This window comes from Candidatus Thermoplasmatota archaeon, assembly GCA_030018475.1.
In the GTDB taxonomy this organism is placed as follows: domain Archaea; phylum Thermoplasmatota; class JASEFT01; order JASEFT01; family JASEFT01; genus JASEFT01.
This window is the reverse complement of sequence record JASEFT010000007.1, coordinates 21022-35646: the sequence shown is the minus strand read 5'-3', so window position 1 is coordinate 35646 and position 14625 is coordinate 21022. Positions and strand designations below refer to the sequence as shown.

Here is a 14625-nt window from a genome sequence, read left to right as displayed (position 1 = left end):
CCTGGAAATGATAGGACGTTATTTTTATAAACCAGGGTAGTTGTGCCTGTTGCACCAGCTTTAATTGCCTCATCGCGCTGCTCAATTCCAAGCTTTATTTTAGAAGCTTTGTTTTTCACAATAACTGCACAGTTATATTTTCCAACCGTAAGTCCTGACTTTTCTAATGCTGTAGTTTGCAATCTATATTTTTCAAAAATTTTTTTTCCTTTCTCACTCAACTTTATACCTACTTGCTCAATCACAACAAAATCTTTAGCCTTAAAATATTTCAGAATTGTTCTTATAGTACCTTCTCCAACACCTACTTGCGAAGCTAACCTTTTCCTGCCAATTGTTTGCGTCAAGTAAATCTCGCGCAAAGTTTTCCATAAATGAACGTTTGTAAATTTTGGCAGAGCGCCTTTCATAAGAACACAGGTATTTTATCTTGAACTATTAAGTCGGTGAGCTTGTAAATATTGGCTAAATGCTCGTTTGCAACTTCCGAAGCTTCGTTTTTTATACCGTGTATTTTACTGCCTTCCTCCATTATCAGCTGAATTGAGCATCCATTCGGCTCGTCTATAGGCTTGCCTATCTGAGATACAATGCGCACATGCGCTTCTTTTATATCGTTGCTCAATTTTAATATATCTTCTGCAATTCTAAATGCCAATATATTATAGAGTTTGCCTACATGCGTAACTGGGTTTTTACCTGCATGTGCTTCCATACTCATTGGTCTGTGTGGCGCTATTACTCCATTAACTCGATTGCCTCTACCAACGCTACCATCATCGCCGTTCTCCATGCTCAAGCCTGTGACCGTGAGATAGACAATGTTTTTTTTGTAGTTATCTGCAGTGTTTATATCTACACTTACATCTCTATCAGTATATTTCAGCGCATTGTCTAGAATTATTTCCTTAAGCTCTTTCACGCTGCTTATATAATGATCCAAATCAGGTATTTTTTTACCAACCATTGCTACAGCTATAGTTAAATTGATTAAATCCTTTTTCCTTGTGCCCATTACCTTAACATCTTCGCCGAGCTCAGGCATAGTTTTTTTGAGCTTCCCGTTAATTAATTTCTCTGTGTGATAAACTAATTTCTCAGTTTCGCTCATCGGCGCATAGCCTACTCCAAAAGAGGTATCGTTTGCAAGTCTAACTTCACTTTCAAAAACTTTTCTTAGCTCAACTGAGCCCATAGAAATTTTACTATCCAGAATTACATCTGAATAGACATCAAGATGCTTGAACGTTTTTTTAAGATATGTTTTTGAGGAGTTAATTGCAATAGAGCCTACTGGCAATTTTTCGCCGCCAACATCTGTAGTGGCTCTTCCTACAAGCAGTATATAGATAGGCCAGACCATGCCTCCTCCGCCAAATTTAGGCGCTGATAAACCTCCAACTATTTGTACTTCGTCTGTATTAAAATGCAAAATTCTACCGAATCTTTTTAGATATTCTCTAGCTAAATTTCTAGCTACATTTTCTGCAAGCGCATCTGCAATACTGTCAGGATGCCCTAACCCTTTGCGTTCTACAAACTCAGTCTCCTGTTCCTCAATAGGCGTGTGCTTCAGCTCTTCAATGAAAATATTCCTTTCCATTTCTTGCTGCACCTTTTTAAATTAAAGTAAAAGGACTAAGGTACTGATAAAAGATTAAATTTTTCGCTTTTAAAAAAATAAAAGATAAATTATTTTTTCTTTCTACCTCTAGCCATTTTGGCTCTTGATATATCGCCAGATTTATCAACAAAATACAAATACCCAGGCTCTTTCTTTACACCACACTTTGCTACTTTTTCAGGCTTACCGCCTCTTTCGCCAGCTCTTGCCATTTTGGCTCTGCTCACATCTCCAGCTTTGTCTACAAAGTAAAGATAGCCTTCCTCTTTTTTTACACCTGCTTTAGCAACTTTTTCAGCCATATTTTTATCACCGAGAAGAAGATATAACTTTATGTATTAAAAATACTATCGATAAGCTTTAATAATAGTAGTTAGCTTGCTTTTTAATATTCGAGCTACAAGCTTGCCATCTATTCTACCTCTAACTTTTTCCATAACCAGTCCCATTAGTGGTGCAAATGCTTTATCACCTTGCCTAATCAACTCTTTTTTAGAGCTTAAAATATCATTGATTATTTTCACAAGCTCTTTTTGCGATATTGCTGCCAAGCCTGTTCTCTCAATAGCTTTCTCAAGAGTTAGATCCTCTTTCAGCATGCATGCCATAATTTGAGGTACAGCCTCTTTTGCAAATTTTTTCTGCGCCAGAGCTTCGAATACACTTTGCAAAAAATCTTCTGTGATCTTGTTAATATCTAAGCCTTGAGCTGCAAGTTCAGGAATAGTACTTAAGAATGTTCTCGCTATAACACTGCGTTTGTAGAGCTTAACAAATTTTTCATATTGTTCATCGTAGCCTTGATAAACCAACTGCCTAGCCTGCTCCTCACTAATTTTATATTCTTTGCAAAATCTTTTTATTTTATTTTCTGGTAATTCTGGGATTTTGAGTTTCTTTATATATTCTTTAGTAATAATTGGCTTTATGTCAGTTTCCGGATACATTCTGGCTTCTCCTGGCATAGGGCGCATGTACTCAGTTGTATTATCAGGCAAAGCTCTTCTAACCTCTTCAGGCACTTGCCTTAAACACTCTCTTGCCCTTTTTAGAATTTCTGCAATAGCTTGCTTTGCAACTTTCTCTTCCCCAGCGATTAGCACGAAGGCGTCTTTTTCGAGAATACCAATTTTAGTTCTTACAGCACTCTGCTCTTCTTCTGAGATACCGTAGCTTGAGAGCTCTTCATCTGAGTGTATTATGCCTTTTACCAGATGTTTCACTCTACAAGCGAGCTCTCTTCCCAGCCTCACTTCCTTAGCGCCCAACAAGTTTGATAAACCTTCCAATTTAACTCCCCAGATAGCTTTATTCTGAAATATTTTGCATTTAGTGGCTTTGAAGATGTCAGTAACTTGGCAGACTTCGCCTTTGAGCTCAACATTTCTTTTTGCAAGTTCTTCTTTTATTTCTATAAGTTTTAACTGACGCTTTACCTCATTCTCTATAACCTCGGGTATTGAGCTTAGCTCTTGCACACCTTTTATCTCTGCTCTGGCGCCACCTTTTATAGAAATATTCAAATCCTGCCTTATTGTGCCTAACCCACGCTTGACTTTAGTAGCTCTAAGCAAAAGCCCTATATTCTCAGCTGTCTCTTTAACTTTTTCTGGTGTTGTAATTTGTGGCGAAGTTGCAATTTCTATAAGAGGTATGCCGAGTCTATCTAATCTATAAACAACGAATTTTTCTTCTTCACTAATTTTTCTAGCTGCATCTTCTTCTAAACAAATAGTTTGAATTTTTATACCTTTAATTTCTCCACCAGTCGCTATTAAAGCAGTGCGCTGAAATCCCGCGGTATTGCTTCCATCAATAACTATCTTCCTCATGAAATTTATTTCATCTATAATTTCGCTTTTAAGAATTTTTGCAATAGTAAGTGCAATTTCAATTGCTTCTTGATTAGGCTCTTGCGGTGGCTCTTCATCCAGTTCTACAAGACATGTATTGTCTGTGATTTGATATTTAAATCTAAGCTTTTTTTTGGCTTCTTCAATTGCAGCTTTATCTACCTCGCCAAGCTCTGACTGCGTTGGCCTTAGCATGCGCACTATTTCGTAATTATAATTATCGTAAAGTTCAGAGCTACATGAACAAAATAATTTTTTTGTATCTAATTGCTGGTGAATTTCAAGCCCTACTTTAAGCTCTAATTTCTCATAATCTATCATAGCTCTCTCCTTTCAGATATTTCTCCGGCATAATTTTTCTGCATTAGCTCTTTTATTCTAGCCATTTTTTTGGTCTTGCCAAGTACGAGCATTAACTTTATATAGGCTACTTCAGGCAGCATATCCTCAGCAGCAATTACATTAGCTCCTAAAAGGTCTCTGCCCCTGGAATATACATTCATATTCACTCTACCAGCTAAGCATTGAGAGCTCATAACAATTGGTATTTTGAAAGAATATTTTTTTATTGTAGAAAGCAGCTCTCCAGAAACATGTCCCAATCCAGTACCTGCAATCACTAAGCCTTTGTTATTTTTAGCTAAGTACTCAAAATACTCTTCACTCATTCCTGGATAGAAATAGACGAAAGCTACCCTCTCTTCGAGTTTAGTGTTAATTTCTAATTTACCTGAGCTCCTTTTAGTATATTCCTGAAGAAATTTTACATCATTATTTTGTATTTTTGCAAGTGGCTGGCAATTTATCGATTTAAACGCATCTCTGGCACTTGTATGCATTTTCCTTACTTTAGTACCTCGATGGACCAGCAAGAAATCGTCGCTCCTACTGCCGTGCATTACAACTACAACTTCGCCCAGATCTGTAGTTGCTAGTCTCGCTGCTCCTAGAAGATTGAGTACCGCATCGCTAGACGGTCTATCGCTACTCCTCTGCGAGCCTACTAAAATGACTGGCGAGGGCAAATTTCTTAGCATGAAAGATAGAGCTGCTGAGGTGTAATGAAGAGTATCGGTACCGTGAGGTATAATCACTGCATCGCTACCTTCGCTAAGTTCTTTTGCTACTTCTTTGGCTAGCTTTTTCCAATGCAACGGGCACATATCTTCACTGAAAATACTAAAAAGAACTTTTGCTCTTATATTGTAAAGCTCTGTCAGCTCAGGCACTGCAAAAGCAAGTTCTTGAGCTGTTAGCGCAGGCTTTACAGCGCCAGTGCGATAATCCACATAGCTTGCAATTGTACCCCCTGTAGAAAGTAATGAAATTGTTAATTTATCAGTAGCTAAAGGAGGTGATTTAAGTGGTGGCTTTTTTTTCTCACGCTCCTTTATCATCTTTATTTTAGTTCCACTATCAATTTCCACTCCTATATTGTAGCCATTTGGTAATTTCAAAGTAATTATATTCTCAGCGCTAAACTCATGCCTAGGCATTAAAATACCGATAAGGCTCTTTTCTTTTATTACTTCAATTTCGTCGCCCTCGTGGGCTTTCGCTAATTCTAGAACTTTTTTAGCTATTCCTTTGTAGCTCATAGACATAAATAAATTTCAACCTTTATAACATTATAAATTTTGCAATCTGTTGCAGCTTGCCACTACAAATTTCGCCCTACAAAACACGCACGACTCTAGAGGCATACTTGCACATATTTCTTAAGCTACAATCGCCACATTTAGGTTTTATAGCTCCGCAAGTGTGTTTGGCGAGTAGCCATAGTAAGCCCACGTAGCGCTCATGCTTTTCTTTTGGTATTGAATTCCAAGGTATAGAATCTGTTAACGCTTTCTGTATCTTTTCATAGCTTGCGCTCTTTTCAACAAGTCCCACTCTTAGCGCTAGTCTTCTCATATGAGTATCTATAACAAGCGCTTCTTTAGAAGTATAAACATTGCTCAAGAGCACGTCTGCAGTTTTAGAGCCTACGCCTGGTATTTTTTGAAGTTCTTCACGAGCTTTATCAACAGGTAGTTTGAGAATTTCCGATAACTCAGCATTAAGCTCATTCAGTATGTACTGAGAGCATGCTTTTATTCTCTCTGCTTTAATATTATGCAATCCACCAGCTTTAATACATTTTGCTAACTCTTTCTCAGAAGCTTTAGCTAAAGTCGCACTATCTATTGAAAACTTAGAACTCAATCCTTTATAAGCTCTGTAAGTATTCTCGCTAGAAGTGTTTTGAGATAGTATTGTAAAAACTAGCAATTTAAAAGGCTCTCTACAAAGCTCGTTATAAAGCTCTTCTTGATCCTTACGCCACCAATATTTTCCATACACTCGTTCAAGATCTGCAAGTGAAATTTCAATTTTCATAAATATGCCGGAAGTTTATGTAGTGCCACGAGCCACAAATTCAAATTATTCGTAGATAGGCGTTCCTGTAGAATTCACCAGCTCTCTATAAGATTGAATAAGATGCTTTGTAACCTTTCCGGGCTTACCTTCGCCAATTATTCTGCCATCAATTTTAATCACAGCCTCTATTTCTGCTGCAGTACCTGTAAGGAAAACCTCATCCGCATTGTAAATATCGAATAGCGTGAATAGCGTCACTCTCGTATCGTAGCCAAGCTCTTTTGCAAGCTCTAATACTGTAGCTCTTGTTATGCCTTTAAGATTAGTTGCTGTTGGAGGAGTTGTGACTAAATTACCTTTAACATAGAAGATATTGTCAGCGCTTGCCTCGCTCACATAGCCATCAGTATCAAGGAATAGCGCTTCATCTGCGCCTGCATGGTTCGCTTCTATTCTAGCAAGTATATTATTTAGATAATTAAGAGATTTTATATTTGGACTGAGTGATTGTGGAGGTGTCCTCCTAATAGTAGTTGTTATCATTGTCAAGCCTTCTTTATGCGGATAGAGTGCAATTGATTTTGCAATTATTATTATAGTTGGAGCTTTGCATTTTCTAGGGTCCAAGCCTAAATCGCCAACGCCGCGAGTTACAACAACTCTTATATAGCCATCTTTAACCTCGTTCTTCCTACATGTTTCTATTATTTTCCGGCAGAGCTCCTGCCTTGACATTGGTATTTTCAAATCAATAGCATTTGAAGATTCGTAAAGTCTATCAACATGCTCTTCAAGCTTGAATATTCTTTTATTATAAGCTCTTATACCTTCGAAAACACCGTCTCCATAGAGCAAGCCGTGATCATAAACAGAAATTTTTGCCTGCTCTTCGGGTAGAAATTCGTCATTTATGTATATGACAGTCATTGAGACAAAAAAAGGAAATAACCGAACATAAATCTTTTCATTTAGTAAACGATTCTGTTTTTTATGATTTGTACGGAGCTGATTAAATTAAAAACAGGTACTGCGCTGGGCGTGAAGATAGAACTTGGAGTGGCGCCTTTGATTCTAATCAAAGCGGAGAAAGGATTTGCAATGTGCGGATATTTGGACATGAAAACTGCAAATAAACTTGGAGATATAGCTGTGAAAGTTACAGGGGTGAAGAGTTTTGAGGGTATGCTGAGTGCTAAGGTAGTTGAAATTTCTGAGAATGCAACGATGCTTGGAATAAAAGAAGGTATGATGTGCAGAGAAGTCTTGGAAAAAATGATGGGCTAGAGCTTTATTTTATCAATCTCTTCGCCTCCAATTTCATTCCTAAAATTTTCGAGTGCCCTACTCCACAGTAGTTTTATAATGAGCAGAAACTATTGCTAGTACAATGGGAAATGAGATTGTTGCGAAGGGCGAGAAATACGTAGAAGTCTACAAGAGAGAGAGATATACAGCAGGTATTTTAGCATTGTTCGTTTTCTGGATTCTTCTAACGTCCGATTTTTCGTACCTTTCATTAACTGTAGGGTTGCTTGTTTCTGCTGCGATAATTATAGCCACCAGAAAGTTAGTAATAACTGAAGTAAAGGAGAGGCGGAAAACCATTTAAAGAATATTTCTTTGCAGTAGAGCATTTGGTAGGGATAGTTTTTACAACTATAGCGAGAGTGATTTATGCAAACTGCCTTTTAATGTATCAAGCGATATCGCTAAGAATTGGCCCTAAAATCGTAAAAGTAAAAATAAGTTTAGAATCCGACCTAGAACTAGCACTAATATCGAGTTTATTCTCTTCTGTAGATGCTTATCCGGTATTAAAATTCATCTTAATTATAGCTACTATTGGCACAGTAGCGTCGTTTTTGAAGATTATTTATTATTCGTTTATTAAGTTTGAAAACGCAAAAGCAGTCAGGGAAGTCCCTTTGTCAATGCGACTACCCATGCTCGTTCTAGCAAGTTTATGTACTGTGCTCGGAATAATGCCTAATCTTTTATTGGGCTATTTTATACTACCTGCTGCAAATGCTACACAATTTGAGATTACATTTGATTTTTCTAGGTTGTTAGTACTAGAGGTACTTATTATGGAACTGTTAATCATTGTTTTTGGTATTTTGCTCTTGAAATGGAGTATAGTAAAATCGGATTTGCTTACAAAAATTAGAAATAAAATAATGGTTGATCTTAACTCAGCGAGCCTCTTTATTGTTTTGTCGTTAGCTGTTATTGCAGTAATTTTTAGAATCTTTGTTTAATCATGAGATTACACCCTTATAATATTATATCCGCAAGCCTTTCTCAATCGGTTCATTATCGCAAGCCCTATACCTTTCGTACCACAGCCTTCCGCAATTATCATATCTACATTTTCAATATCAAATTCTCTAAGCGTAGTGAATAATTTTCTAGCCGCTTCTTTCAAATCCTTTCCTAAAAATTTAGTAATAGCAACTTTATATTCATAGCCACTGAAAGAAAGGACTCCTACTTTTTTATCACTGTATTCTTCAGCAATCTGCTGAGTTTTTTTAATAATTTTTTCTTTACTACCTTCAACTAATATCATCTTAGCTTTAGGTGCATAATGGCGATATTTCATACCTGGCGATAAAGCGACAGCGCTCTCTATCTCATATTCTGCTTTAGCAAGTCTATGCAATTTAACAGCACCTAAAACATTTTCCAACTCTTCTAGACTAACGCCACCAGGTCGTAGCACTGTAGGCACCTCGGAGGTTAAATCTAGAACTGTAGACTCTAAACCTACTTTCGTTCTACCGCCATCTATAATTGCATCTATTTTTCCATTTAAATCTTCTAACACATGCTCTGCAGTTGTAGGACTTGGCCTACCTGCGAGATTAGCTGAAGGAGCTGCAATAGGCGTTTTTGATTCTTTAATTAAAGCTTGCGCAATAGCGTGAGAGGGCATTCTGATGCATACAGTATCTAAACCTCCTGTTGTTGTATATGGTACTATTTTGGATTTTTTCAGTAGAAGTGTTAGTGGTCCTGGCCAAAATTTAGAAATTAATTTTTCTGCCTCTTTAGGCACGTGTTTAGCGAGTCTATAAATATCCTCTTTGTTGTATACGTGCACTATTATAGGATTATCTGCAGGCCTTTTCTTCGCTCTAAATATTTTCAAGACCGCTTTGGCGTTTAAAGCATTTGCACCCAAGCCATAGACTGTTTCTGTAGGAAAAGCAACTATGCCACCTTTTTTAATAATCTCTGCAGCTTTTTTTATTTTGTTAAGCTCTATTTTTTTAGGAGTGATTTTCAGTACAATGGTTTTTTTAGCCATATATCGCTCTTCCTTTATAATACACTTTCCATATATTTCTTTGAGTAGCGCGATGAATTATTGACGCAACAATATCGTGAGAATATTCGAGGTTCTCTAAAGGTTTTAATAAAATCAAATCTGCGTCTTTGCCTTCTTGTGCTACTCCTTTATTGAGTCCGAAAATTTTAGCAGGATTAACAGTAACAAGTTTAAGGATAGTTCGGGGCTCAAGCTCTGGCCAGAGTTTTGCTACAAACTCAAGCTCTCTGAGAATGTCTGGCGAGGTCAGCATAACGTTATCTGTGCCTAACGCAACTAAAACTTTGTTTCTCAACAGTTGCGGTATTGGTGGAGAGCCAACATTTAAAACTGCGTTCGCTCTAGGACAGCATATAACTGGTATTTTGTTTTTTTCGAGAAGGGTTAAATCGTTTTTTAAAGGATGGGTGAGATGTACAAGAAATTTAGGTTTTATTTTAACCGCGCGCTCAATTTCCGTTCTGCCAGTTTGTCTGATAGAGCGCTCTTGCGAAATTTTATGCTCTGCAGCGTGGAGTGCAAAATATTTTGATAGCGAAGCAAGTTTTTGAAGTATAGCATCAGAAAACTCGCACACACCGCTTATTCCTAGACCCTCGCATTCACTTGCGACTTTCAATATATTTTTTACAAGCGCATTATCTAGAATATTTTCCCATACCTCATTGTCGTCCATAACTTCTATAGGCTCGTACAAAATTTTACCATCCATTCTTGAGATTTTCAAAATTTCAGTTGATATTTTAGGAATATTAGAAAACTCGCAATAATAAGTAGTGCCACTCATAAGCATTTCTTTAACCGCAGCGCTAGCAGCTGATTTTATTTTTGACTCAGGCTTCTTTAGTAATTTGTGCTTCAAGCTGTTAGGAGGGCGTACAAGTTCATCTAGAGTTTTACCATACCACAAGTCTTTTCCAAGTGCATCGAGCAAGTGCACATGAGCATTAATGAAACTAGGTATAATAATTGAGCCTTTAGCGTTAAAGTCTCCTGTAGCGTTGCCTTCCCTAATCCTGGATATAGAGCCGTTTTTAATTTCTAGAGAACCTTCTATCAGTTCAAAATCTTCGCCGTACAATATTTTCGCATTGTAAATTTTCATCTTGCAAACTTTAAAATAGCAATCTGAGATAAATAATTATCCTTATATTTTAGTTAGTGGATAATCTACTATGAAACTCTCAGAGTTTGATTATTATTTACCTAAAGAGCTTATTGCCCAAGTGCCAGTTGAGCCTAGAGATAATTCAAAATTAATGGTAATAAGAAGAGAAAAGACTAAGCATAGAATATTTTACGATATTGTTGATGAGCTTGACTCGGGGGATACTTTAGTACTGAATGATACGAAAGTAATTCCTGCAAAGCTTGTTGGTAAAAAAACTACTGGTGGTAAAGTGGAGCTCTTGATTTTGGATAAGCTTAACTCGAATAAATATAAAGCTCTGGTTAAGGGGAAGAAGATTAGAGCTGGTCTTGAAATAGGGTTTGAGAACTGTATTGTGGGGAGGGTGGAAAAACAAATTGCAGAAGGGGAATTTGTTATTGAGTTGAATCGGAAGTTAGATCTAGCTAAAATTGGTAGAATGCCTCTGCCACCGTATATTAAAAAAGAATTAAATGATCAAAGTAGGTACAACACAGTTTATGCAAAACACGAAGGCTCTGTTGCAGCGCCAACTTCAGGGCTACATTTTACTAAAGAATTATTAAAAAGAATAGAGAAAAAATGCAATCTTGCATACATTACCCTCCATATTGGTCCCGGGACGTTTATGCCAATAAGGGCAGAAAATATTACCCAGCATAAGTTAGAAAAGGAATGGTTTAGAGTTACTAAAGAAAACGCGGAGCTCATTAATGGTACAAGTGGGAAATTGGTTGCTGTGGGAACTACTGTTATAAAAGCACTGGAAAGCGCATATAAAAATGGTAAGCTCCAAGCTTGCGAAGGCTGGAGCGATTTGTTTATCTATCCGGGTTATAAATTCAAGTCTGGTATCAGCGCTCTACTCACTAACTTCCACCTGCCTAAATCTACCGTTCTGTTACTTACTTGCGCATTTGCAGGCAGGGAGAGAATTCTTAGAGCTTATAAAGAGGCAATAAAAAATGGATATAGATTCTATTCGTTTGGGGACGCAATGCTGATACTATAATTTTTCTAATTTTGCAGATTCTTCCACTTTCTTCTCCAGCTCTTGCCTATAGAGCACTAATTTTTTACTTATTTCTTCGTTTTGAAGTGCAAGTATTTCAGCTGCTAGCAACGCTGCGTTTTCGCTATTATCTACGCCAACGCAAGCTACTGGTATACCAGCAGGCATTTGCACTATTGAGAGAAGAGAGGCAAGAGGCACTTTACCTGAAACCGGAACACCAATTACTGGTTTTGTAGTATGTGCAGCTACAACTCCTGGTAAAGCAGCTGCTAAACCTGCAATTGCAATAAAGACTTTTGCATTGCTCTTCTCAACTATTTCTTTTACTCTTTCAGGGGTACGATGAGCAGAGGCTACTGCAACCTCATAACCTATACCAAATTTTTTCAATATCTCCGTGCATTTAATTGCAATTTCTTTATCTGATGCGCTTCCCAGGATTATCATTACTTCACTCATTTTAACCTCTTGCTTTTCTTGCAATTAATCCTGCAAATATACCTGCCCCAACACCGTTATCAATATTAACAACTGCTAAACCGGGAGAGCATGTCTGTAGCATTGTTGTAAGTGCTCCTAAACCTTTTTCACCAACACCATAACCAACAGATGTTGGTACTCCTATCACAGGAATATCTATAAGACTTGCTACAATAGAAGGCAAAGCGCCTTCCATGCCAGCTACTACTATAATAGCAGATACGTTTTTTTCGAGCATTTCTTTTAAAGGTTCTATAACACGATGCAGACCTGCAATTCCGACATCATAAGCTGATATTACTTCGCAGCCCATAACCTCAGCAGCAACCTTTGCCTCTTCAGCCACAGATACATCTACAGTACCTGCTGCTAAAATACCCACTCGTCCAACTTTTGGAAATTTGTAGCTCTTTTTCTTTACGAGTAATGTTTTAGCTCTCCTATTACAATCAACATCGAATTCCTTAAGCTTGCTTTTGAACCTCTCTGGATTATTCAATCTTGTAACCAAAGCATAATCATTCCTTCTCAGTAATATTTTCACAGCTTCTATAATTTCTTTCTCTTCTTTGCCCGCGCCGTATACTATTTCAGGTACCCCTGTACGATATTTTCTATGAACATCTAAATACGCATTTTTAATCTTCTCAATAGCAAGTACCGCAAGATGTTTTTTAGCTTCCTTAATAGTTATTTTCCTCTCTGCAAGTTTTTTCAGCACATCTTCTGTAGTAAGATTTAGCTCAGCCATTTTTTTCTATGTTACAATCTCTTCTAATCTATTTGATTTTATCGCTTCTTTTATTTCTATTGCTATTCTTCTGCCCATATACATCCCTTCACCATATTTTAGATAGGTGTAAGGTGATGTGCCTATACCTACGTTTGCGCCTGCAACTATTCTAGCAGAAATTTCAAAAGTTACAATTTCTAAATTTTCTGTAACCACAGTTTCTAAGCAGAAAGGTCCTATAATACCTGGCTTCGCTATTTTCTCAGATTGCTCTACAACCGCATTTCCCATTTTAATAAACTCAGGCAGCAGAGACTCCCTTACAGTAACAGGAGTATTGCCTACAATAGTATAAGTTGGATTGATTGTAAGCAGTATTTGCTCATCCGCAGGTATTCTTCCAATATTATCTGCGAAACTCTCATACCTTTTATCTACACCGAAAAACTCAACTTCGTTCTTCAGAACAGATCTAAAATAAAGAGGATAGATATTCACTCCCATTATATATTCTTGAATTTGCGCTTCTTTTAAATCTTTATCTGTAAGAAAGCCTCTCTCTATCATTTCTTTACCTTTTCTATAAAATCCTATAGCTGATTGCGTTAGGAAATAGCCTCTGCCGCCGCGAGCACCTTGAAATTTAACCATAACCAGTTTATTTATATCTTCAGGCGAGCTGAAATAGTCAGGTATTTTTAAGCCGCTCCTCTTTAGCCAATCCCTCTGTTTTTCACGGTTAGTTTCCCAATCTAATAGCTCGCGATTGCCGAACAAAGGCACATATAATTTTTCGTTTATATCCTCAGTGCTAATATAAGCATTAAAAGAGCCGTGTGGTATAAGAATAGTATTTAATTTGCGTAGCCTTCTCTGAATATTATCGTTTAAAAGCTCTTTAAAATCGTTAACTAAAATAATTTCATCAGCCAGAGGGAAACTCTTGTAAACTATCTCATCACCTTTTTTACAAATACAAACTGTTTTAAAACCTTCTTCTTTAGCACCTTTGAAAATATTTAGCGCAGAATGAGAACCTAAAGTAGCTATTGTAATATTATCTTGATCGTAATTTTTTAGCTTTTTAATTATTTCTTCTTTTACTACCATTTCTGTAGAAATACATTAGAAAGTATTAATATTTTCTATTGCCCTTTTTTAAGGTGGATGAGATTAATAAAGAAAGGTAAAGTTAAGGAAGTATACGAAGTTGATGATAAAGAGCTTGAGTTTTTATTTACCGATAATATTTCAGTTTTCGATAAAATAATACCTTCCAAGATACCTTTTAAAGGAGAGACGCTTTGCAGAACTAGCGCGTACTGGTTTAGGGTTGCAGAAAATCTGGGAATGAAAACTCATTTTATTAAGTTAATTGCGCCAAACAGACTTAGAGTGAAAAGAGTTGATGTGATTAAGGATTATAAAAAAATAAGCAACAGCTCCAAAAACTACCTGATTCCATTAGAATTTGTTTGTAGATACTATGTTGCAGGCTCTCTGTTTGATAGGATAAAAAGTGGAGAGATTAAGCCTGAGGGTCTGGGATTTGAAAAAAATTACGAGGTAAAGTATGGCGATAAATTGCCAACACCCTTTTTTGAAGTAACAACGAAACTGGAAAAGGTAGATCGCGAGCTAGAGCTCAGAGAGGCTTTGAAAATGTCAGGCCTTTCTAAAGAAGAATACAATGAGATTAAAGAGATATTTTTGAAGATAGATGAAAAAATGAATGAGGAGGTAGAGCAGAGAGGTCTCATACATGTTGATGGTAAAAAAGAGTTTGCGTTTGATGAAAATAGAGAGCTGATGGTAATAGATACTTTTGGTACTGCTGACGAAGACAGATTCTGGGATGCTGAGAAATATAAAGAAGGAAAATTTGTTGAGCTCAGCAAAGAGTTTGTAAGGCAGTATTATAGGAAGATAGGGTATTACGATAAGCTTATGGACGCTAGAAAAAAAGGGCTGCCCGAGCCCGATATTCTGCCATTACCTCGCGAGATTATTCAAAAGGTGAGCAGGCTTTATATTGATTTGTTCGAAAGAATAACAGGTGAAAAACTCAGATAGAGAAA

The 14625-nt window shown here is 37.0% G+C and carries 17 protein-coding genes; 5 read left to right on the top strand and 12 right to left on the bottom strand.

Annotated features, from left to right (window positions below):
* From QMD21_02180 to ilvE, 7 genes are all read right to left on the bottom strand, one after another.
* Positions 1-410: hypothetical protein (locus QMD21_02180; protein ID MDI6855579.1), on the bottom strand; the 410-nt coding region annotated here is incomplete at its 3' end.
* On the bottom strand, positions 407-1603 hold the full coding sequence (locus QMD21_02175) for a methionine adenosyltransferase (GenBank protein ID MDI6855578.1): 1197 nt from the start codon (positions 1601-1603) through the stop codon (positions 407-409). The genes QMD21_02175 and QMD21_02180, both read right to left, overlap by 4 nt.
* A gap of 89 nt (positions 1604-1692) precedes the next feature.
* The gene (locus QMD21_02170) at positions 1693-1926 is read right to left on the bottom strand and encodes a hypothetical protein (GenBank protein MDI6855577.1); all 234 of its coding nucleotides are present in this window, start codon (positions 1924-1926) and stop codon (positions 1693-1695) included.
* A gap of 45 nt (positions 1927-1971) precedes the next feature.
* Positions 1972-3798, bottom strand: coding sequence for a Glu-tRNA(Gln) amidotransferase subunit GatE (gene gatE / locus QMD21_02165; protein ID MDI6855576.1), 1827 nt, complete (start codon positions 3796-3798; stop codon positions 1972-1974).
* Positions 3795-5075, bottom strand: coding sequence for a Glu-tRNA(Gln) amidotransferase subunit GatD (gatD, locus tag QMD21_02160; protein ID MDI6855575.1), 1281 nt, complete (start codon positions 5073-5075; stop codon positions 3795-3797). The genes gatE and gatD overlap by 4 nt, the downstream gene beginning before the upstream one ends.
* Positions 5076-5151: 76 nt before the next feature.
* The gene (locus tag QMD21_02155) at positions 5152-5856 is read right to left on the bottom strand and encodes a hypothetical protein (GenBank protein MDI6855574.1); all 705 of its coding nucleotides are present in this window, start codon (positions 5854-5856) and stop codon (positions 5152-5154) included.
* Between the two features lie 45 nt (positions 5857-5901).
* On the bottom strand, positions 5902-6765 hold the full coding sequence (ilvE, locus tag QMD21_02150) for a branched-chain-amino-acid transaminase (protein ID MDI6855573.1): 864 nt from the start codon (positions 6763-6765) through the stop codon (positions 5902-5904).
* Between the two features lie 66 nt (positions 6766-6831).
* Between ilvE and QMD21_02145 the strand changes: the two genes are divergently transcribed.
* The 3 genes from QMD21_02145 (at position 6832) to QMD21_02135 (ending at position 8096) form a co-directional block, all read left to right on the top strand.
* Complete coding sequence (locus QMD21_02145) at positions 6832-7122, top strand: DUF1805 domain-containing protein (protein ID MDI6855572.1); 291 nt, start codon at positions 6832-6834, stop codon at positions 7120-7122.
* A 103-nt stretch (positions 7123-7225) separates the two neighbouring features.
* A complete protein-coding gene (locus tag QMD21_02140) occupies positions 7226-7447 on the top strand; it encodes a Na+/H+ antiporter subunit E (protein ID MDI6855571.1) in 222 nt (73 codons plus the stop codon).
* 25 nt (positions 7448-7472) lie between these two features.
* A complete protein-coding gene (locus QMD21_02135) occupies positions 7473-8096 on the top strand; it encodes a hypothetical protein (GenBank protein ID MDI6855570.1) in 624 nt (207 codons plus the stop codon).
* Between the two features lie 8 nt (positions 8097-8104).
* On the opposite strand, the gene QMD21_02130 is transcribed toward QMD21_02135, so the two are convergent.
* Both QMD21_02130 and QMD21_02125 read right to left on the bottom strand, forming a co-directional pair.
* A complete protein-coding gene (locus QMD21_02130) occupies positions 8105-9148 on the bottom strand; it encodes an L-threonylcarbamoyladenylate synthase (GenBank protein MDI6855569.1) in 1044 nt (347 codons plus the stop codon).
* Positions 9141-10274, bottom strand: coding sequence for an amidohydrolase family protein (locus QMD21_02125; protein MDI6855568.1), 1134 nt, complete (start codon positions 10272-10274; stop codon positions 9141-9143). The genes QMD21_02130 and QMD21_02125 overlap by 8 nt, the downstream gene beginning before the upstream one ends.
* Before the next feature lie 70 nt (positions 10275-10344).
* Here QMD21_02125 and queA point away from each other — a divergent pair, with 70 nt between their 5' ends.
* Positions 10345-11331: a tRNA preQ1(34) S-adenosylmethionine ribosyltransferase-isomerase QueA gene (gene queA / locus QMD21_02120; GenBank protein MDI6855567.1), complete on the top strand. Its 987-nt coding sequence runs from the start codon at positions 10345-10347 to the stop codon at positions 11329-11331.
* Here queA and purE read toward each other — a convergent pair.
* Genes purE through QMD21_02105 form a run of 3 tightly spaced genes read right to left on the bottom strand, consistent with a single transcriptional unit; the run spans position 11326 to position 13657 of the window.
* Positions 11326-11793, bottom strand: a complete 468-nt coding sequence (purE, locus tag QMD21_02115; GenBank protein MDI6855566.1) for a 5-(carboxyamino)imidazole ribonucleotide mutase — start codon at positions 11791-11793, stop codon at positions 11326-11328. The two genes, queA and purE, sit on opposite strands and share 6 nt — an antisense overlap.
* A gap of 1 nt (position 11794) precedes the next feature.
* A complete protein-coding gene (gene larB, locus QMD21_02110) occupies positions 11795-12565 on the bottom strand; it encodes a nickel pincer cofactor biosynthesis protein LarB (GenBank protein ID MDI6855565.1) in 771 nt (256 codons plus the stop codon).
* Between the two features lie 6 nt (positions 12566-12571).
* A complete protein-coding gene (locus tag QMD21_02105) occupies positions 12572-13657 on the bottom strand; it encodes a formate--phosphoribosylaminoimidazolecarboxamide ligase (GenBank protein MDI6855564.1) in 1086 nt (361 codons plus the stop codon).
* Positions 13658-13714: 57 nt separating this feature from the next.
* Here QMD21_02105 and purC point away from each other — a divergent pair, with 57 nt between their 5' ends.
* Positions 13715-14620, top strand: a complete 906-nt coding sequence (gene purC, locus QMD21_02100; GenBank protein ID MDI6855563.1) for a phosphoribosylaminoimidazolesuccinocarboxamide synthase — start codon at positions 13715-13717, stop codon at positions 14618-14620.
* Positions 14621-14625: the final 5 nt, after the last annotated feature.